This is a genomic window from Vreelandella salicampi, from assembly GCF_013415105.1.
GTDB lineage: Bacteria > Pseudomonadota > Gammaproteobacteria > Pseudomonadales > Halomonadaceae > Vreelandella > Vreelandella salicampi.
In genome coordinates this window covers 54,362-72,648 of sequence record NZ_JACCDF010000016.1, presented here as the reverse complement: position 1 = coordinate 72,648, position 18,287 = coordinate 54,362, and the positions used below count along the sequence as shown (strand labels likewise).

18 protein-coding genes are annotated in these 18,287 nt (G+C 56.6%); 7 read left to right on the top strand and 11 right to left on the bottom strand.

What is annotated here, in order from left to right; genetic code table 11:
- Positions 1–6: 6 nt before the first annotated feature.
- Positions 7–825 (bottom strand): DUF1206 domain-containing protein, encoded by an 819-nt coding sequence (locus HZS81_RS15785; protein WP_179931476.1) that lies wholly within the window; start codon positions 823–825, stop codon positions 7–9.
- 178 nt (positions 826–1,003) lie between these two features.
- On the opposite strand from HZS81_RS15785, the gene HZS81_RS15780 reads away from it, so the two are divergent.
- The gene (locus tag HZS81_RS15780) at positions 1,004–1,870 is read left to right on the top strand and encodes an AraC family transcriptional regulator (protein WP_179931475.1); all 867 of its coding nucleotides are present in this window, start codon (positions 1,004–1,006) and stop codon (positions 1,868–1,870) included.
- Here HZS81_RS15780 and HZS81_RS15775 read toward each other — a convergent pair.
- On the bottom strand, positions 1,845–2,447 hold the full coding sequence (locus HZS81_RS15775; protein ID WP_179931474.1) for a LysE family translocator: 603 nt from the start codon (positions 2,445–2,447) through the stop codon (positions 1,845–1,847). The genes HZS81_RS15780 and HZS81_RS15775 overlap by 26 nt on opposite strands.
- A 90-nt stretch (positions 2,448–2,537) precedes the next feature.
- A complete protein-coding gene (locus tag HZS81_RS15770; protein ID WP_179931473.1) occupies positions 2,538–3,461 on the bottom strand; it encodes a glutaminase in 924 nt (307 codons plus the stop codon).
- A gap of 189 nt (positions 3,462–3,650) precedes the next feature.
- Between HZS81_RS15770 and HZS81_RS15765 the strand changes: the two genes are divergently transcribed.
- Together HZS81_RS15765 and HZS81_RS15760 are read left to right on the top strand one after the other, a co-directional pair.
- The gene (locus HZS81_RS15765; RefSeq protein ID WP_179931472.1) at positions 3,651–4,508 is read left to right on the top strand and encodes a bifunctional transcriptional activator/DNA repair enzyme AdaA; all 858 of its coding nucleotides are present in this window, start codon (positions 3,651–3,653) and stop codon (positions 4,506–4,508) included.
- Between the two features lie 91 nt (positions 4,509–4,599).
- Positions 4,600–6,048 (top strand): cobyric acid synthase, encoded by a 1,449-nt coding sequence (locus HZS81_RS15760; protein ID WP_179931471.1) that lies wholly within the window; start codon positions 4,600–4,602, stop codon positions 6,046–6,048.
- 34 nt (positions 6,049–6,082) lie between these two features.
- On the opposite strand, the gene HZS81_RS15755 is transcribed toward HZS81_RS15760, so the two are convergent.
- Complete coding sequence (locus tag HZS81_RS15755) at positions 6,083–6,364, bottom strand: DUF503 domain-containing protein (protein WP_179931470.1); 282 nt, start codon at positions 6,362–6,364, stop codon at positions 6,083–6,085.
- 167 nt (positions 6,365–6,531) lie between these two features.
- Here HZS81_RS15755 and HZS81_RS15750 point away from each other — a divergent pair, with 167 nt between their 5' ends.
- Complete coding sequence (locus tag HZS81_RS15750) at positions 6,532–7,098, top strand: hypothetical protein (RefSeq protein ID WP_179931469.1); 567 nt, start codon at positions 6,532–6,534, stop codon at positions 7,096–7,098.
- Between the two features lie 117 nt (positions 7,099–7,215).
- Here the strand turns inward: HZS81_RS15750 and HZS81_RS15745 are convergent, their stop codons facing one another.
- Positions 7,216–8,019: a helix-turn-helix domain-containing protein gene (locus HZS81_RS15745; RefSeq protein ID WP_179931468.1), complete on the bottom strand. Its 804-nt coding sequence runs from the start codon at positions 8,017–8,019 to the stop codon at positions 7,216–7,218.
- Positions 8,020–8,383: 364 nt separating this feature from the next.
- Here HZS81_RS15745 and HZS81_RS15740 point away from each other — a divergent pair, with 364 nt between their 5' ends.
- On the top strand, positions 8,384–9,847 hold the full coding sequence (locus tag HZS81_RS15740) for an alanine/glycine:cation symporter family protein (RefSeq protein ID WP_179931467.1): 1,464 nt from the start codon (positions 8,384–8,386) through the stop codon (positions 9,845–9,847).
- A 39-nt stretch (positions 9,848–9,886) separates the two neighbouring features.
- Positions 9,887–10,921 carry a type I asparaginase gene (locus HZS81_RS15735; RefSeq protein WP_179931466.1) on the top strand — a complete coding sequence of 345 codons (1,035 nt, stop codon included), beginning with the start codon at positions 9,887–9,889 and terminating at the stop codon, positions 10,919–10,921.
- A gap of 63 nt (positions 10,922–10,984) precedes the next feature.
- Here HZS81_RS15735 and HZS81_RS15730 read toward each other — a convergent pair whose 3' ends face one another.
- From HZS81_RS15730 to HZS81_RS15720, 3 genes are read right to left on the bottom strand one after another with little or no spacing between them, the layout of a single operon-like run.
- On the bottom strand, positions 10,985–11,320 hold the full coding sequence (locus tag HZS81_RS15730) for an AzlD domain-containing protein (RefSeq protein ID WP_179931465.1): 336 nt from the start codon (positions 11,318–11,320) through the stop codon (positions 10,985–10,987).
- Entirely contained in the window at positions 11,317–12,039 is a 723-nt protein-coding gene (locus tag HZS81_RS15725) for an AzlC family ABC transporter permease (protein ID WP_179931464.1), read from the bottom strand. Before HZS81_RS15725 ends, HZS81_RS15730 begins: the two co-directional genes overlap by 4 nt.
- Positions 12,036–12,569, bottom strand: a complete 534-nt coding sequence (locus HZS81_RS15720) for a helix-turn-helix domain-containing protein (RefSeq protein WP_179931463.1) — start codon at positions 12,567–12,569, stop codon at positions 12,036–12,038. The genes HZS81_RS15725 and HZS81_RS15720 overlap by 4 nt, the downstream gene beginning before the upstream one ends.
- 154 nt (positions 12,570–12,723) lie before the next feature.
- On the opposite strand from HZS81_RS15720, the gene HZS81_RS15715 reads away from it, so the two are divergent.
- Entirely contained in the window at positions 12,724–14,028 is a 1,305-nt protein-coding gene (locus HZS81_RS15715) for an MFS transporter (RefSeq protein WP_179931462.1), read from the top strand.
- Positions 14,029–14,102: 74 nt separating this feature from the next.
- On the opposite strand, the gene HZS81_RS15710 is transcribed toward HZS81_RS15715, so the two are convergent.
- The 3 genes from HZS81_RS15710 to HZS81_RS15700 all read right to left on the bottom strand — a co-directional run bounded on the left by HZS81_RS15710 (position 14,103) and on the right by HZS81_RS15700 (position 18,230).
- Complete coding sequence (locus tag HZS81_RS15710) at positions 14,103–15,293, bottom strand: vWA domain-containing protein (protein ID WP_179931461.1); 1,191 nt, start codon at positions 15,291–15,293, stop codon at positions 14,103–14,105.
- A gap of 3 nt (positions 15,294–15,296) precedes the next feature.
- Positions 15,297–16,142 (bottom strand): AAA family ATPase, encoded by an 846-nt coding sequence (locus tag HZS81_RS15705; protein ID WP_179931460.1) that lies wholly within the window; start codon positions 16,140–16,142, stop codon positions 15,297–15,299.
- A 102-nt stretch (positions 16,143–16,244) separates the two neighbouring features.
- Positions 16,245–18,230 carry a sigma-54-dependent Fis family transcriptional regulator gene (locus tag HZS81_RS15700; RefSeq protein ID WP_179931459.1) on the bottom strand — a complete coding sequence of 662 codons (1,986 nt, stop codon included), beginning with the start codon at positions 18,228–18,230 and terminating at the stop codon, positions 16,245–16,247.
- Positions 18,231–18,287 lie beyond the last annotated feature (57 nt).

Below are 18,287 nucleotides of genomic sequence, written 5' to 3'. Positions count from 1 at the left end.
CGGCCGCTATGCGGACGGGTCGACGCGGCGATATACCGCTGCCAACAGGCTGTAAATGCCAAAGGCAAAAAGACCTATCGCGACAAATGCCAACAGCCACTTCCCGTAAATTTGGCTGCGAAGTGTGGTGAATACTTCATCAATGCCTCCCGCCTCGCTAGGGTCAAATTGGTAGGCCGCGATAATAAAAAAGCAGCCGACAATCACAAACACTAAACCCCGCACGGCTAAGCCAAAGCGACAAATCGGATAAGCCCATTGCTGGGTTTGCTTCGGCATTTCGAAGTGTTTGTCGAATTTGGCCTTGTAGCCTTTAAACGCGTGGGCAATACCGACACCAATCAATACTAAGCCCACCGCACCTACCAACCAACGCCCGAAAGGTTGCTGCATCAGCCAGCCTGCCACACCTTGCGAGCCGCCGCCTGAACCCCCTGAGGAGCCACCGAATTGGAAGATAAGGGTGGCAGCAAAAAAGGCCAGCAGCGTATGGGTCACGGCGCTCGCCAATAAGCCCGCGCGAATCGCTAATCCCCTGGCGCCGTGGCCGTGATGGTCGGCGTCTTTTATCGACTGAATGCAACGCCACATGGCGTAGCCCACCAACCCCACGGCCATGATCGCTAATAAAACTTTACCAAAAGGGGCGGTGAGCACGTGCTCTAAGGCACCACGGCTGCCCTCTGTTTGCCCCCCTTGGCCAAATGCTGCCAGCGCGGCCAACCCGCCAACTAATAAGTAAACCACGCCGCGTGCGGCGTAGCCCATGCGCGCAAATAGCGAGATGGCGTCTCGGTGGTTGGGGGTCTGGGATGATGTGGCCATGGTGTCCTCCTGACAAAAAATGGCGTTGCAAAATATCCGTATTCGGGCGGCTGCCTATATTGTGGAAGTGACGTGCTATTGTTTAGCGTAGGAGAAGTCAGCGGAGGTGCATAGTTATTGCCTGCTGGAACTGGCTTACTTTTATCTTCGTTTTCTATCTTATTGGCTCGAGTAACGCATGGCTGATTCCCGTTCACCTATCTTCTGGCGCGACACGCGTATGCCCCATGTGGAGCTGCGTAAGATTAGCGATGCACGGCAAGTCTGTTACGCGCCTCATAGCCACCCGCACTGGTCGCTTGGAGCCGTTACCGCAGGTAGAAGCACCTTTTGCTACCGCAATGCTACCTATCAGATTACCGCCGGGGATCTGGTCATGATGAACCCCCATTGGGTGCATGCATGCAACCCCATCGAGAACCAGCCCTGGGCGTACCTGATGCTCTACATCGATACCGCTTGGCTGAGCGACTTGCGCTATCAATTGGGCCTGCTAGATGATTCTTATTGGCAAGACATAGCCACCGCCGTCATTACCCAGCCAGCGCTTTATGCCGGGTACTGCGATATGGCCGCTTGTTTGCTGGATGAACAACGCGCTATTGGCGATAAGCAAACGGCATTAATCGCGTACCTGTCTAGCATGATGCAAACACTGGCCCAGGAATCCCCCGCGACATTGCCCCAAGCCCCCGGCGCGCTGGAACACGTCGCGGCCTATTTGCGTGCCAACTGTGCTGCCGATATATCGCTTGAGTGCTTATGCCAGCAGTCTGGCTATAGCGCTGGGCACCTGATTCGCGCCTTTAAACAGCACTTTGGGCTGACGCCCCATGCCTACCTGATTAACCAGCGTGTTCAGATGGGACAGAAAGCGCTTAAACAGGGGCAACCTATCGTTGAGGCGGCTCTAAACGCAGGCTTTAACGATCAACCTCACTTCCAACGCACCTTCAAGCGGCTGGTGGCGGCGACGCCAAATCAGTACCGCTATCCGCTTCTCAAACAACAACAGCCAGTCAAAACAGCAGAAACAGTGCGCTAGCGGCCAGACAAACAGCCAGAGTTCGGTTAATCGTTACCAAGATGATGGGACGTTGAACATAGCGTTTGAGAAAGGCGCCTGCGTATACCCAACTGGCCAGGGATAACCAACAAATAGGCAGGTAGAGAGCGGCGAATAGCCACAGTTGATAGGTCGCGTTGCCACTGGTGTAGGCGCCAATACCAGCGGCAGACGCCAGCCACGCTTTGGGGTTGAGCCACTGCATCATGGCGCCTGTCATAAACCCTGGCGCTTTGACGGCGCCTTGTGCCTGCAAGTGGCCGTCGTGCTGTAAAAGTTGATAGCTGAGATAGACTAAAAACATAATACCCGCCCAGCGTAAGAGTTCTTCCAGTATCGGCACTTGGCTCAGCAGTGAGTAAAGCCCTGCGCCAATGCCTAAAAACAGCGCCACAAACCCAAGCGTAGCCCCGGTGACAAAGGTAAGCCCTTTAGCGATGGGGTAGTGGGTGCCGCTATTCAGGCAAACCAGGTTGACCGGCCCCGGCGAAATAGACGCGGCCAGGGCAAAGGTGGACATGGGGAGCAGTAAAGGTAGCAGTGGTGACGCGCTCATGGTCATTCTCCTTGGTAGTACAAGGAGATTGCCGGAGCGCCTTCGGGTCGTATTGCATAAAATTGAGGTGGCTGCTTTAAACGCTCAGCCTTAATAATGCCCAAACACCGACCAGCCGGTGCGTTGGACAAACATTTCCAGCGCTTGGGTGCCTAGCAAACTGTTACCGTAGCTATCTAATCCCGGCGACCAAACCGCAATAGAGCCATAGCCCGGCGCGATAGCCAATATGCCGCCGCCCACGCCGCTTTTGCCAGGTAGTCCAACCCGAAAGGCGAACTCCCCGGAGGCGTCGTAGTGGCCGCACATCATCATTAGCGAGTTGATACGTCGTGCCCGCTGGGGCGCCACCACCCGGATACCGCTGGGTTTGTTGATGCCATCTGAGGCCAAGAAAAGCCCGGCATGAGCAAGCTGCTCGCAGCTCATCGCGATAGCGCATTGATGGAAGTAGGTGCCCAGCACTTTATCGACATCGTGGTCTAGACGACCGAAGGCCTTCATAAAATGCGCCAGTGAGGCGTTGCGATCAAGGTGAGCCATCTCTGACGCAGCCACGGCATGGTCGAAGTAAATGCTGTCATCATCGGCGATATAGCGCACAAAGCTGAGGATTTCGCCCAGCGTTTCTTTGGGTTCGTGCCCCATCATGATGGCATCGACCACCGCAATAGCTCCGGCATTGATAAACGGGTTACGCGGTTTGCCGCTTTCGTGCTCAAGCTGCACGATGGAGTTGAAGGGGTCGCCCGAGGGTTCACGGCCTACTTTTGACCAGAGTGAGTCGCCCATCTGCCCCAGCGCGATGGTCAGCGTAAATACTTTCGAGATACTCTGAATGGAGAAAGGCGTGGTCGCGCAGCCCGCCGAGTATACTTTGCCATCCACGGTGGCGAGCGAAATGGCAAACTGCTGTGGGTCAACATGGCCGAGCTCGGGGATGTAGTCGGCGACCTTACCCCGCCGTTCGGCGTTGGCCATGGTATCGGCGATGTCATTGATTAAGTCTTGCATGTGTTGATCGTTTACCATGGGTTAAGGCAATCCTCGCCCAAGCGGAAATGAGTGAAAATGTCGATGGAACGTAGAGTGTCTGATCGCCCGCCAGTGCGCAAGATTCGGGTCGGCACGCAGGCCTTGATCGCTTAGGCTGCCAGTATTAGCACATTGATAACCTGTAACCTGGCGGTGAGTGAGGCGAAAATGAACGATTATGCGCGTATCGAGAAAGCCATGGCCTATATGGTGGCCCATGCGGCGGAACAGCCCAATTTGGAAGCGGTGGCTGCTCACGTTCATTTAAGTGCCTTTCACTTCCAGCGGCTTTTTTGCCGTTATGCGGGGATTAGCCCCAAACGCTTTTTGCAAGCGCTCACGTTAGAGCGGGGCAAGCAATTAATGCAGTCATCCACCTCGCTGTTGGATATTGCCCACACGCTGGGGCTAAGCGGTGGCTCACGGCTTTACGATCACTTCGTGCAGTTAGAGGCGGTCACGCCCGGCGAGTATAAGCGCCAGGGTGAAGGAGTGGAGATCGCTTACGGTGTCCATGAGACACCTCTCGGGAGTCTGTTCGTCGCGATAACGCCCCGGGGTATATGCCGAATGGGGTTTGTCGATATGACAAATTCGCAAGCGTTATTGGCAAGGCTTGCTAAAGAGTGGCCGCGCAGCGCGTTTTACCATAGTCCTGATGCCACCCGTTATGCGGTGGAAAGGCTGTTTACTCAGCCCGAAGAGGGGGCTACCGCCGTGTCGCTGCACGTGACTGGCACTAACTTCCAGATTGCGGTTTGGCGAGCGCTGCTGACGATTCCAGAGGGCCAACTGGCTAGCTACAGCCATATCGCCCAAGCGTTGGGCACCCCTAAATCATCCCGTGCGGTAGGCAATGCGGTGGGCGCTAACCCGGTCGCGTTATGGATCCCCTGCCACCGGGTGATTCAACAGAGTGGTGCACTAGGCGGCTACCGCTGGGGCGTCGAGAAAAAACAGTTGGTGCAGGCATGGGAGCTGGCGCAAGTAGACCACTCTGTATTTGAGCTCGAGATAAACCCATAGCGCTATCCGTCAGTGACTTTCGCTGCTGTCTTGCACCCTTAAACACCTCCCGCTAAAGTCTCGCTCTTGTTCACCTGGGCGAGACCTCTTTATGGCCACATTGATGATTCAAGGCACCACCTCGGATGCGGGTAAGAGCACCGTGGTGGCTGCCCTTTGCCGCGTGCTGGCAAGGCGTGGAATATCGGTGGCGCCATTTAAACCCCAGAACATGGCGCTGAATAGCGCCGTGACCGAGGACGGCGGCGAAATTGGCCGCTCTACGGCGTTGCAAGCGCTGGCGTGCGGGCTTGAGCCTCACAGTGACATGAACCCGGTGCTGCTCAAGCCGGAAAGTGACCGGGGCGCCCAGGTGATTCTGCGCGGGAAAGTCCACGGCCATATGGGGGCGTTGGATTATCACGCCTACAAGGTCGAAGCCAAGAACTCTGTCATGGCCGCTTGGGAAGCGCTTTCGGCGCGTTTCGATGTGATCATCGCCGAAGGCGCGGGTAGTCCGGCGGAGATCAACCTGCGCGCCAATGACATCGCCAACATGGGCTTTGCCGAGGCTGCCGATTGCCCGGTATTGCTGGTGGGCGATATTGACCGCGGCGGCGTCTTCGCGCAGCTGGTAGGCACATTGGAATTGCTCTCGACATCCGAGCGCTCACGCACCCGGGGCTTTATTATCAATCGTTTCCGGGGCGATGTCGGCCTGCTGGAACCGGGGCTTGACTGGCTTACCCAGCGTACCGGCAAGCCTGTAGTGGGCACCTTGCCTTATCTGCAAGGCTTGCTGTTGGACGCCGAGGATAGCGTCGGTCTCAGCGGCTGCCAAAGTGAGGCGCCCAGGCTCAGGGTGGTGGTGCCGGCGTTACCGCGTATCAGCAACCACAACGATTTCGACCCCCTGCGGCTACATCCAGCGGTGGCGCTTACGTTCGTCGGGCCGAACCAAGCTATTCCCCCTGCAGATCTGATCATTCTGCCGGGCAGCAAAAGCACCCGAGATGATCTTGAATGGTTGCGTGCCCAGGGCTGGGATACCGCCATTCAGCGCCACTTGCGTTACGGTGGCAAACTACTGGGCATCTGCGGCGGGTTTCAAATGCTTGGGAGCGCCGTTCACGATCCGGATGGGCTGGAAGGCGATACTGGCTCGACCCCTGGTTTGGGGCTACTGGATTTCGATACCCGCATGGTCGCGGGTAAGCAGCTGCACAACGTTCATGGGCAGCTGGTGCCGGAAGGTATCCCCATCGACGGCTATGAAATTCACAACGGCATCAGTGAGGGGGCGGCGCTGGCGAATCCTTTGCTGAAGCTGGAAGGGCGCGCTGATGGCGCTATCAGCGCCGATGGCCAGATCATGGGCACCTACCTGCACGGCCTTTTCGACCAGGTTGATGCGTGTACGGCGTTGCTGAAACGTTGCGGCCTAGAAAATGATGGCAGCGCCGTGGATTACGTCACCCACCGATTGGCGGAACTGGATCGGTTGGCGGATGCGGTGGAGGCCCATCTGGATATGGCGTTTATCGAATCATTGCTGCGTTGATACCGGCTTTCTAGCCTGGGCTCTAACACTGCAGTTAGAGTATTTCCCGGGTTACATCGAGCATTCGACCTTCGACCGTTCGCTGGATCTTGTCTTCTATCTCGCTGCAAAGGGTTTCGACCTTTTGCGGTGACGTGGCGGCCACGATGAAGGTCCATTCGCTGGCGTCGAGCTTGTCATGGTCGGCGCTTTCGCAAACGGCAATGGCGGGGTTGCGCCCGAAACGTTCGTGCAGACCGCCGACCCGTTGTCGTTTTTCCTTGAGTGAGCGGCATCCCGGCAGCGAAATCTTCATGGTAAGGACGCTGATATGCATAGGCGTTGTGCCCCTTGTCGATGGTTGGCGTTGCTCAATTATCCAAGTCTAGGAAGGCAGTTTTTTCGTCCGAAAGCCGCTTAATGAATATGCTAGGCTTTGCCTTTTGGCAGAGCATACTCCTGTACCAGTGCGTATTGTCATGCCCGTTATGGAAGGATAGTGAAATGAAAGTGGTAACTGTCAAAGCCGTGGAGCAACGTGAGGCCTGTCTGGCGCGTTTGTGTGCCGAAGTCTATGGCCAGCAAGCGGGATTGACGCCATTGGTGATCTTCGCGGGCACAAGACGCGTACTGTTCGCCCAGGAGGCCGCACGCTTGCTGGCGATGGTGGATAATCAGGGCGCTCCCCAAGCGTTGGCGTTGCTGGTGCTGGATGAGGCGGGGGAGGGCATGACCGTGCGGCTTTCCTGTTCGTTGACCCATGATATCGAGCCGCGGCGGCGACTGATCGAGGAGCTTTCGCTCAAGGCACCGCTGCGAGTCGAGGTGGAAGACCCGGCCGATGAAGTTTTCTACCAATCCTGTGGCCTAACACGCTGGTTTGACGGCGCGGATAACCAACGAATTGGCCTCGGCGCGCGTCATCCCGCCAACGATATCAGTGAATTGACCGATACCTTGAGTATCGACGAATACGCCATCCTGCGCAGTTTCAAGCACGACCCCAAGCGTTTCGAGGAAGATAAACAACGTTTTGTCGAGGAATTGGCGGCGTTCCCTGAGACGCTTTAGGTGCCTACCTCGTTTATGTGAGTAAAACGTTGCCGCCCCATAAGCGTTATTTCCTGCTTTTAGGCTTGGTTTGCTCACCTTGTTCACGTTTAAACGCATTAGTGTTCGCAGCGCGTGCTAATGCCGAGCGCGGAAATGCTGTTCGCCGCCCGCCACGTCGTTTTGCACTGCGTCTAGCAAGGTCCTGTCGAGCGACGGATCGTCCAGCGCTATCAAACCACACTGCGCCAGCGCTTGGCGCAGGCTAACCTGCTCGTCCAGCCGCTGGTAAACCACTCGCACACAGCAGGGCATGCGCTCGCTGTTATCCGCTACGCCCATTTTTAGCCCGGTTAAGCGCGTGACTTGGCTTTGAAAGCTGGGAAATAGAATGGTCTGGGTAATTTCATGGCCATTGAGGGTTTCGTGATCGACCATAAACAGGCGATCCGCAAGCTTAACTGCGGTGCCGACGTAGCGGTTGTGGCACGTTCGTGTGTTGGCTGCGGTTTGCATACGCTCGGTGCGCTGGTACACCACACCGCCTTCTCTGGCTTCCAGGCACACTAAGGTGCGCATCAAGTATCCCGGGCGCGACATGGAGTGGTAAAGCTCGAAGTAGCGACCCAGGTAGCGCTCCATGCCTTCGCTGCCCCGTTGAATCAGTGCATTTGGCCAGGGGAGGGTGCTTGGTGACGTGTCGGTGTTGAGCTGACCGGTTTGCACCAGGGCGCGAAAATCGTGGTGAGGCAAAGCGATGTCTTCCGGCGTCACCCCAAAAAAGTGGCAAATGCGCTGAAGTGCAGCGTGACTAGGGTAGTAGCGCCCGCTTAAGTAGCGGTTGAACTGGGCGCGGTTGATTGACAGGCGCCGGCAAACTTCGGCAATGGACGGGTAGTAGCTGCACAGTAGGCGTAGGTTGGCCACAAATTCATCATGCATGGACGTGACTCAAAACTCTCAAACGGGTGGCGGTGGGCTAATGTGCCGCCTTGGGCCGGTTAGTGCAATGCTTACCAAGGCGAACTGGGGTGAAAAAGCCATATGTCGATCCGGAAAATTCACCGCGACAAGCAGGTTTTCAAAAACCAGGTAGAGCTGCCGGAAGGTACTTCAAGGGAAGTCCAGGTCTCTCACTAGGCGCATCATTTTTATAGGTGACGCAGTATGGTGCAGCAGATGGTGCAGCGAGTGCAACCAACTGCACCGCTGCGCCAAATTTATTCTTGTTTCAGGCTTGGTAAAACGTTCTCCGCAACACGCGAATTCAAACATAACGCTAATACAAAAACGCGGAGAGAATCACATGCTCGATATGCTCAATGACCTCCTCTGGGGCAAGGTCCTACTAGTGCTGTTGGTGGGGGTTGGTATCGGTTTTACCGTTGCGTCCCGCTTTGTGCAGTTTCGTTACTTCGGCCAAATGTTTCGTATCCTGGGTTCCGGCCAAGCCTTTAAGCGCAACAAACATGGTCATTTAAGCTCGTTTCAGGCGCTGGTGCTTTCAGTGGCCGGGCGCGTCGGTGGTGGCAACATCGCCGGCGTTGCCGTTGCGATTACGCTGGGTGGCCCAGGGGCGATTTTCTGGATGTGGCTAGTCGGTTTGATGGGCATGGCCACCAGCTTTTTGGAATGCACCCTGGCGCAGACGTATAAAGAGGCCGAAGGCGATGGCACTTATCGCGGAGGCCCTGCGTACTACATTGTTAAAGGGCTGGGTAAGCAGTGGCGCTGGCTGGCAGCGTTCTACTCGATACTGCTGCTGTTGACCTTCGGCTTTGCTTTTACCGCGCTGCAATCCTATGCAGTGGCAACCTCCTTCGGCGACGCTTTCGGCGTGCCGGTGCTGTATAGCGGTATTGCCCTGGCGATGCTTGTCGGGCTGATTATCTTCGGTGGTATTAAGCGCATCGCGCGTATCTCTGAGGTGTTGGTGCCCTTTATGGCGGTGAGCTATATCGCCATCGCGCTGCTGGTCATCGCCATGAATATTGGTGAGATCCCCTGGATTGTTGCCTTGATCGTGAAAAGTGCCTTCGGGCTTGAACCAGTCGTCGGTGGCGGTATTGGCGCGGCGATCATGATGGGCTTGAAGCGCGGCCTGTTCTCCAATGAAGCGGGCTTAGGCAGTGCGCCCAACGTGGCGGCGGTGGCCTATGTGCCGCACCCGGCCAACCAGGGCATCGTGCAGGCGTTTTCGGTATTCATCGATACGGTGATTATCTGTTCCGCTACCGCATTCGTCATTTTGCTTAGCGGTGCATACGATCCCTCCGTCGCTGGCGGCGTTGAAGGCATTGCGCTTACCCAGGCGGCGTTGGCCGATCACGTCGGCGAGTGGGGCCGCACTTTTGTTAGCCTGGCGCTGCTGCTGTTTGCCTTCAGCACCATTTTGTACAACTACTACTTGGGCGAGAACAGCTTGAACTTCTTTAGCCGCGATAACCAGAACCTGTTTAACGCCTTCCGTGTCGCCATTGTGCTGCTGGTTTGCTGGGGTGCGACGACTGATTTGGGCACCGTGTTCGGTTTTGCCGATGTCACCATGGGCCTTCTGGCAGTGGTCAACCTGATTGCGCTAATCATGCTGTTCAAATGCGGTCTACGCATTTTGAAAGACTTCGATGTGCAGCGTCGCCAGGGCATCAAACAGCCGATTTTTGATGCTAACCAGCATCCGGATCTCGACCTGGATCCTAAAGCCTGGGAACTCGACCCAGAAGAAGCGCAAGCGTTAAAAGAGCGCTTGCAAAACGCGCCTTCTAAGTAAATTTGCGCACGTATTATCGCATAAGAAAAAGGAACGCCCATGCCCCGCGTACTCATGCTCTACACAGGCGGCACCATCGGTATGCAGCCTTCGCCGCAAGGCTATGTACCCTGCGCGGGGCTGGACGAACGCTTAGCGGCGCATTTGGCACTGGGCGACCTTGAGCGGCTGCCAGCGTTTGATGTCATGGAAATGCAGCCGCTGATTGATAGCGCCGAGTTAATGCCCGAGGCCTGGAACCGCTTGGTGGCACAGCTAAAAAGCCACTGGCATCGCTACGATGCTTTTATCGTGCTCCACGGCACCGATACCATGGCGTATAGCGCTGCGGCGCTTTCGTTTATGCTCGGCGCGCTAGACAAGCCGGTGATCTTCACCGGCTCCCAAATTCCACTGGGTGAGCCCCGCAGCGACGCGCTGAGTAATGTGGTCAGCGCTCTGCAGTTGGCGGCGCATCCAGACACCCCTTGCGAAGTCAGCCTGGTATTTCATGACCGGCTGCTACGCGGCAACCGGGCGCGCAAAGTGCGTACCCAAGGTTTAGACGCGTTTGATTCTCCCAACTTCCCGTGGCTAGGGGAGCTTGGTATTGGCGTATCGCTTAACCAACAGGCAGCACTGCCAACCGGCACTCCCAGCTTTTCACCTATCGAGCTGGACCCTGATGCAGTGGCGGTTCTGCCGCTGCACCCCGGTATGTCGCTGCGACGTGCGAAGATGTTATTGGCCGATGAGACCCTAAAAGGGCTAGTGCTTTACAGTTACGGGGTGGGCAACCCGCCCAGCTTTGAAGGCGAGCTGCTAAGCGCTTTAACGGCGGCCAATGAACGCGGCGTTGCGCTTTTGAACGTGACACAGTGCGAACAAGGTGACGTTGTACAGGGAGCTTACGCCACCGGCGCGGCGCTAAATAAAGCAGGTGTCATCGCTGGAGGCGATATCTCCCCGGAAGCTGGCGTGGCGAAGTTGATCGTGCTGCTGGGCCAGGGCATTCAAGGCGTCGCGCTGCGACAAGCATTGACGAGCGCCTTGCGTGGTGAGTGTAGTGCGGGAGAGAGCGAGTTTAGTGCGTGAAAATACAGTCAGCACTCGCTAATAGTACGCAGGTCTTCTCCTTCAATCGCCTGCCGCAAAGCATTACCAAATGAGAGCCGCTACCTCCACCACCCCAAACACTGCGACCCCGGCCGCCACTGGCCAGCCCAGTGAGCGCACCCGCGACCACACCAGTAGCGTGACGGAAAGCCCAATGACGGTAGCGGTCCAGGAAACAGCGCTGGGGTTAACCGGCACAATCGACACCCCCAGCACGGCAGCAATCATCAGCGGGCCAAGAATGCTCAGCCATTGGGGCATATTGTTGAGTCCGGTATCGCTGTTTAAACGGCGCTGCATCCATAAAAACGGCACTACCCGCATCAGCAGCGTGCCCAAGGCAGACACGACAACGGCTAGCCAAAGTGCAGTGCTCATGATGTACGCCTCCTTGTTTCGAATTTGACTGTATAGAAGCACAGCGCGCCGCAGGCCGCCGCGAGGGGGATGGCTACGTTGCTCCAGCCGACCAGCGTTAAACACAGTGCTGCTAAAATGGTGCAGCCCATGGCGACTGCCCAGCGTTTGTTGGTAAAGCGCGGTGCCACCATGGTCATAAACAGCGCGGGTAGCGCGAAGGGCATAATCTCGCCCAATAGCGGCCAGCGGGCCGTTAACGTTTCCCCGGCGGTGGCGCCTACCGTGGTGCCAATTATCCAGGCGCCCCAGGCCAGCAGCGATGCACCCAAAAACCAACTAAACCGCTTTGCCTCGGGCAGTTGCGGCAGCCGGGTCAATGCCAGGGCAAATACCTGATCGGTGAGGCCGTGCATTAGCCAAGGCCAGTGGCGGCTGCGCGGCAATAACGCCGCCAGGTTAGGGCCATATACCACATGGCGCACGTTAATCAGCAATGTCATCGCCACCACCAGCCACAGCGGTGCACCGGTGGCGATCATGCCCACAAACAAAAACTGCGAAGCGCCAGCGTAAACTAACGCAGATATAGCCGTGGCTTCCCACGTGCTAAAACCAGCTTGGGTGGCCACTAAGCCAAACGACAGCGCCACCGGAATGTAGCCGCCCAATAGCGGGATGGCTTCACGCACGCCCTGTAGCGCGCTACGGCCCGGGGAGTGGCTAGTAAGTTCGCTCATGGTGTTTGGCCTTCTGCTCCGTAGGTGATGGTCATCATCAAAGTGGCATCTGCTGCATGGGTGCGGTAAAGATGCGCTTGGTCGGCGGCGAAGGTGATGGCCTCTCCCGGTGTCAGTACCGTGGTTGCCCCCTCTGGCCCCGCTTCCAGCCAGCCGCTAATCAGCGTTAGCGATTCACGCGTTCCCGGTGTATGGGCTTCGGCATGGCGAAGTGTATGAGGCGCGCAGCGCATCCAATAAGCATCTACCTGAGGGGTGTCTTTGCCTTGGTCGATCAAGCGCACCTGCACGCCATCTTCTTCGCCCAGCGGCACGCTGATCGGCTCGACTAGCGTGCCGAAAGGTACATTTAGCTGCACCGCCAACCGCCAGATGGTATCCAGGGTCGGGTTGCCGTTACCTTGTTCCAGGCGGCTTAAATTAGATTTAGCGATGCCAGCGGCATTAGCTAACTGCGACAACGACCAGCCCCGTTCAAGCCGAAGTGTTTGAAGGTGCTGGCCCAGCGTGTTGAGTGAGAGCTTATCCATGGGGCTTTCTGCCGTTCTCTATGCTGTTCTTTATATAGAACGTTCTATATAAAGAACGTTAGCCTGTCAATGATTGTCTTGAAAGCCGCCAATGGCACTCTTTATGCATCAACTTCTTGCATTCCCTTTGGGAAGACTGCTGCGAGGTAGCTCAATGCGTTCATTGGCGATGCTCAAACCGGTTAAATCGATCTTATGGAGCGTAGCACTGTTGCTGCTAGGCAATGGTTTGCTGAATACGCTGCTGACGTTGCGCGGCACGGGGGAGGGCTTCTCCAGCGCGGTGCTGGGGATGATTATGTCCGGCTACTTTGTCGGCTTTATCTGTGGTACCTGGGTGAGCGGGCGCCTAATTCGGCGTATGGGGCATATTCGTACCTTTGGCTTCTGCGCCTCTATTTGTGCCTCGGTGGCGCTGTTGCACCTGGTGTTTATCAACCCGTGGGTATGGCTGCCGTTGCGGGTGATCTACGGACTTTCGTTTATCACCTTGGTAACCGTGATAGAGAGCTGGCTGAATAGCCAAGCCGCCAGCCATGAGCGGGGGCGTATTTTTGCTGTCTATATGGTGGTCAATTTGGGCGCACTGGCCACGGCTCAGCAGCTACTGCGGCTATCCTCGCCGCAAGGCTTTTTACTCTTTGTGGTGATTGCCATTTTGATAAGCTGGGCGTTGTTACCCATCACCCTGACGCGGCGCGTTCAGCCAAAAATCCCCGAGCGGCCTAAAAGTAGCCTACGGGCGTTATTGGGCTTTGCGCCCCTGGCGGTGGCTTCCGCCGCGTTATCGGGGCTCGCGATGGGCGCGTTCTGGTCGATGACCCCGGTGTACGCCACGCAATTGGGGTTTGATATTGGCGGAGTTGGGCTGGTGATGAGCGTGGCGATTGTCGGTGGCGCGCTACTGCAGATACCCATCGGGCGCTTCTCCGATAAACACGACCGCCCCAGCGTGATGACTTGGGTGGTCTTTCTTGCGGCGTTGGTGGCAGCGGGCATGCCTTTTGCGCCCAGCCATGACGTGTTGTTGGGGCTGTATTTTATTTGGGGCGGTTTAGCGTTTTCGCTCTATCCGCTGGCGGTGGCGCAGTTGATCGACCAGCTGCACCCGGATGAAATTGTCTCCGGCTCGGCGGATATGCTGGTCATGCACGGCGCGGGTTGCGCCGTTGCGCCGATTGCGGCGGGGTCATTGATGACAGCGGTAGGTGGGCACGGTCTGCCGATTTATATTGCTTGCGTGTTTACCTTGCTGGGGGGTTATGCCATTTATCGTCGCCGCCGCGTAACGGCCTTGGTTACTCGTACCGCCCACTTTGAGCCGATGGTACAAAGTAGTGCAGAGGCATTGGAAATGATCTTCGATGATACCCAGCATGACCTATTCGATGACCCGAGCTTCTATGAAGAGGATGAGCGCCAGCGTTTGGCTGGACTTTTTAAACCCTCGAATAGTTAAAGCGGAAGCGCTGGGGAGTGGCCACTATGTGAACCCACTCCCCAAAGTGGGGGGGTGAAGACCTTCTCGATGATTTATTTTGCTAGCTCGCGCATGGCGGTTTCTAACCCCGCCAGGGTCATGGGATACATGCGGTCATCAATGATGTCGCGAATCAGCTGAGTCGAATAGGTGTACTCCCAGGCGCGCGGTGGCATGGGGTTAAGCCAGGCTAGGCGGGGGAATTTCTCAGTGACGCGCTTAAGCCATACGCCGCCCGGCTCGTCGTTAAAATGCTCGACGCTACCGCCTGGGTGAGTGATTTCATACGGTGACATAGCCGCATCACCCACGATCACTACCTGATAGTCATCGCCGTAAGTGTGAAGTATATCCATTGTTGGAATACGCTCTTCAAAGCGCCGGGCCTGGCTCTGAGCATTGCTGCGCCAAAGCCCTTCATAAATACAGTTATGGAAGTAGTAGGCTTCAAGGTGCTTGAACTCTGAGCGGGCCGCCGAAAAGAGCTCTTCACAGGTGCGGATGTGGTCGTCCATGGAGCCGCCAACATCGAGCAATAAAAGCACTTTCACTGCATTATGACGCTCTGGGCGCATCTGTACGTTTAGCAGGCCACCGTCGCGCGCCGTTTCGCGGATGGTGCTGTCGACATCGAACTCCTCTAACGCGCCCTGGCGGGCAAACTTACGTAGGCGACGCAGCGCCATTTTGATATTGCGCGTGCCGAGTTCTAGCGAGTCATCGTAGTCGCGAAAGCGCCGCTCGTCCCACACCTTGATGGCGCGGCGGTGGCGGGAGCCATCCTGGCCGATCCGAATACCTTCCGGGTTATAGCCGTAGGCGCCAAATGGGCTAGTGCCGCCGGTGCCGATCCACTTGTTGCCGCCCGCGTGGCGCTCTTTTTGCTCTTCCAGGCGTTTTTTGAACGTTTCGATGAGCTCTTCGAGCCCGCCCAGCGATTCGATCTTGGCTTTTTCCTCGTCTGTTAGCTGTTTCTCAAATTCTCGGCGCAGCCAGTCGTCGGGGATCAGCGCTTCAATGGCGGCGTCCATGTCTTCAAGCCCTTTAAACCAGGCGGCGAAGGCACGATCAAAACGGTCAAAGTAGCGTTCGTCTTTGACCATGACCGTGCGCGCCACTTGGTAGAACGCTTCCATATCGGCAAACACCACGCCGCGTTCAACTACCGCGTGAAGGTCCAATAACTCGCGCAACGATACGGGTACCCCCGCACGCTTAAGGGTGTCAAATAGGCCAATAAACATGGCTTAGCGGCCTTTCCTACGTAGCATAAACGCTAGGCGTTCCAGCAATTGAGTGTCCTGCTCGTTTTTGACCAGCGCACCGGCCATCGGTGGCAATGCCTTACCAGGGTCGCGGTCATAGAGTGCTTCTTCGGCCAGCTCATCGGCCATCAACAGTTTCAGCCAGTCGACCAGCTCAGAGGTGGAGGGCTTTTTCTTCAGGCCCGGCGCGGCGCGTAGGTCGAAAAAAACCTCCAACGCGTCGCTGACAAGCCTAGGGGCAATGTCTGGGAAATGTACGTCGACAATCGCCTGCATGGTCTCGCGGTCGGGAAATTCGATATAGTGGAAAAAGCAGCGGCGCAGAAACGCATCGGGCAGCTCTTTTTCATTGTTCGAGGTGATGACGATAATCGGGCGCTTCTCGGCGCGGACGGTTTCACCGGTCTCGTAGACGTGAAACTCCATGCGGTCGAGTTCTTGAAGTAGGTCATTGGGAAATTCGATATCCGCTTTGTCGATCTCGTCAATCAATAGCACAACGCGCTCATCGGCGCTAAAGGCCTCCCAGAGCTTTCCTGGTTTGATGTAGTTGGCGACGTTTTCCACGCCTTCAACACCCAGCTGGGAGTCGCGCAGGCGGCTGACGGCATCGTACTCGTATAAACCCTGAGCCGCCTTGGTGCTGGATTTGATATGCCATGTGATCAACTGGGTGCCGAGTGATTCGGCCATTTCCTCGGCCAAAAGGGTTTTACCGGTGCCGGGTTCGCCCTTGATCAGTAGCGGGCGCTCCAACGTGACAGCGGCATTGACGGCCTGCTTGAGCGCATCGGTTGCAATGTAGGAGGAGGTAGAGTCAAACGCCATTGGGTGCCTCGGCTTTTGGTAAAAATGATTTCAAACAAGTGTACGTGAGGGCTATCTCTAAGGCCAACCACTGGCTGCTACCTTTATCAACCGTCTCTTTTGTCACTCATGCCAATTTGGCGGAACAATGCCCTGGCGATGCATTTGCCGGTATACCGTTGGTCGTGAAACACCTAACTCGCGGGCGACGGCGCTTATATTCCAGTGATGTTGCTTTAGCAGGAGGATAAGTGAGCCTGAATGGGCCTCGCTCGTGTTGCCTTCAAGCTGAGCAGCCACGTTGTGGGTAATACGCTGGCTAAGGCATTGTTCTGGCAAGTCATGAACGGTTATTTCGTCGCTTTCCGAGGTGGCCATTGCAAAAGCCAGCGCATTTTTTAGCTGGCGGATATTGCCTGGCCAAGCATAGGCGAGCAGGGCGCTGATGGCATCGGCGCGCAGGCGGGGTGATAGGCTGGATGCTCGCTCCTGGATGATGTCGTCAAACACGCGGCGAATAACGTAAAGCTTATCGGCGCGTTCGCGTAGCGGGGGTAGGGGGAGCTGCGCGCCGTTTAGCCGGTAATAGAGATCTTCGCGGAATTCTCCTTGCTGGATCATCTCTTCGATATGGCGGTGTGTTGCCGTGATGACGCGAATATCAATCTTTACCGGCGTATTGGCACCTAGTGGCATCACTTCCCGTTCGGCCAGTACCCGCAGAAGCCGTGTTTGCAACGCCAATGGCATATCGCCGATTTCATCCAAAAATAGCGTACCACCGTCGGCTTGGGGAATAAGCCCGCGCATCCCTTTTGAGCGGCCGCCGGTAAATGCCCCAGGTTCGTAGCCAAACAATTCGCTTTCGATGAGTGACTCGGGAATGGCCGCACAGTTGACCGCGATAAACGGTTTGCTGGCGCGGTTACCGCTTTCATGCAGGGCACGGGCAACGACCTCTTTGCCCGTGCCGGTCTCACCGCTAATCAGCACGTTGACGTTCGCTTCATTACGCAACCGTTTGGCCAGTTTTTGCACTTTGCGCATGGCAGGGTCGTCGGCGCCAAGCCGGGCTAGGGGTTCAGGCAGTTCAGAACTAGGAGGCGATGCCTGTTGAGCCATGCGGGGGCGGCGGGGTTCCAGCAGGCTAATGAAGTGGATGGTATTGCTGGCGCGAGCGCGGAAGGCACGCAGTTGATCGTCAGTGCCGCTGTTGATGCTGAGTATATCGGCGATCTCACACTCGAATAGTTCACTCAGCATTGGAGCGTGATGAGCCGACCAGGGTGGCCAGCGGTGCTGGTGTTCGGCGATCAGCTCGCGGCCCACCGCATTGGCGGCAATCACTTGCCCGCTTTCTTCAATGGCGATGAGACCTCGCCCGTTGACATGCACAAATTCCCGCGAGGTATCGAGACGTACCATCAAGCAGTCGCGATAGCGCTGAAGAAAATAGGCATCTTCAATCATGCGCGCATAAAGCGTTACTAGCGATAGGCTAAAGTTTTGGCTTTCATGCTGGGTGGGCGACTGTAGTGCAGAGATGTCCAACACGGCCATGACATTACCTTCGGGGTCGGTAATGGGGGCGGCGGTACAGGTTAGCGAAATATGCGTGGCGTCGAAGTGTTCCTGGTGGTGGCAGATGATAGCTTGGCGATCATGTAGGCAGGTGCCCACGGCGCAAGTGCCTGCGAAGCGTTCGTCCCAGTCGGCGCCGAGATAGAGGCCCGCTTTGCGTAGTTGCTGGTCTTGGTTGGGGTCACCTCGAAACTCAACGGTAATGCCGCGGTGGTCGGTCACTAGTAGCACGTAGCCGAGTTGAGCAATCTGCCCATAGAGCTGGTCGACCCCGGCGCGCGCGACATGCAACAGCTCATCGACAGATTCTCGATGCTCGATAAGCGTTTGCTGGGGCACGACTCTCGCGGGGCGTGGCTTTGTGGGGTCTAACTGGTATTCGTTTAGGCAACGAAGCCAGGAACGACGAATGGGGGCTTGCGCTGGCAAACACGGGGCATCCAGCCCTTCGCCGAGCTGAAAAATATGCTCGATATGCCGACGCTGTTCGGATTGAAGCCGTGTAGTTAAGGGGGTTTGATGAAGCATAGCGTGACTCGCTGGGCGGTGTTGTTATTCTATAATCCAGGATTTTCCTTTCAGCCT

Excerpts from the sequence above, each read along its gene's own strand:
- HZS81_RS15785 (WP_179931476.1), bottom strand. The coding sequence starts at position 825 with ATGGCCACATCATCCCAGACCCCCAACCACCGAGACGCCATCTCGCTA.
- HZS81_RS15780 (WP_179931475.1), top strand. The coding sequence starts at position 1,004 with ATGGCTGATTCCCGTTCACCTATCTTCTGGCGCGACACGCGTATGCCC.
- HZS81_RS15775 (WP_179931474.1), bottom strand. The coding sequence starts at position 2,447 with ATGAGCGCGTCACCACTGCTACCTTTACTGCTCCCCATGTCCACCTTT.
- HZS81_RS15770 (WP_179931473.1), bottom strand. The coding sequence starts at position 3,461 with ATGCAAGACTTAATCAATGACATCGCCGATACCATGGCCAACGCCGAA.
- HZS81_RS15765 (WP_179931472.1), top strand. The coding sequence starts at position 3,651 with ATGAACGATTATGCGCGTATCGAGAAAGCCATGGCCTATATGGTGGCC.
- HZS81_RS15760 (WP_179931471.1), top strand. The coding sequence starts at position 4,600 with ATGGCCACATTGATGATTCAAGGCACCACCTCGGATGCGGGTAAGAGC.
- HZS81_RS15755 (WP_179931470.1), bottom strand. The coding sequence starts at position 6,364 with ATGCATATCAGCGTCCTTACCATGAAGATTTCGCTGCCGGGATGCCGC.
- HZS81_RS15750 (WP_179931469.1), top strand. The coding sequence starts at position 6,532 with ATGAAAGTGGTAACTGTCAAAGCCGTGGAGCAACGTGAGGCCTGTCTG.
- HZS81_RS15745 (WP_179931468.1), bottom strand. The coding sequence starts at position 8,019 with ATGCATGATGAATTTGTGGCCAACCTACGCCTACTGTGCAGCTACTAC.
- HZS81_RS15740 (WP_179931467.1), top strand. The coding sequence starts at position 8,384 with ATGCTCGATATGCTCAATGACCTCCTCTGGGGCAAGGTCCTACTAGTG.
- HZS81_RS15735 (WP_179931466.1), top strand. The coding sequence starts at position 9,887 with ATGCCCCGCGTACTCATGCTCTACACAGGCGGCACCATCGGTATGCAG.
- HZS81_RS15730 (WP_179931465.1), bottom strand. The coding sequence starts at position 11,320 with ATGAGCACTGCACTTTGGCTAGCCGTTGTCGTGTCTGCCTTGGGCACG.
- HZS81_RS15725 (WP_179931464.1), bottom strand. The coding sequence starts at position 12,039 with ATGAGCGAACTTACTAGCCACTCCCCGGGCCGTAGCGCGCTACAGGGC.
- HZS81_RS15720 (WP_179931463.1), bottom strand. The coding sequence starts at position 12,569 with ATGGATAAGCTCTCACTCAACACGCTGGGCCAGCACCTTCAAACACTT.
- HZS81_RS15715 (WP_179931462.1), top strand. The coding sequence starts at position 12,724 with ATGCGTTCATTGGCGATGCTCAAACCGGTTAAATCGATCTTATGGAGC.
- HZS81_RS15710 (WP_179931461.1), bottom strand. The coding sequence starts at position 15,293 with ATGTTTATTGGCCTATTTGACACCCTTAAGCGTGCGGGGGTACCCGTA.
- HZS81_RS15705 (WP_179931460.1), bottom strand. The coding sequence starts at position 16,142 with ATGGCGTTTGACTCTACCTCCTCCTACATTGCAACCGATGCGCTCAAG.
- HZS81_RS15700 (WP_179931459.1), bottom strand. The coding sequence starts at position 18,230 with ATGCTTCATCAAACCCCCTTAACTACACGGCTTCAATCCGAACAGCGT.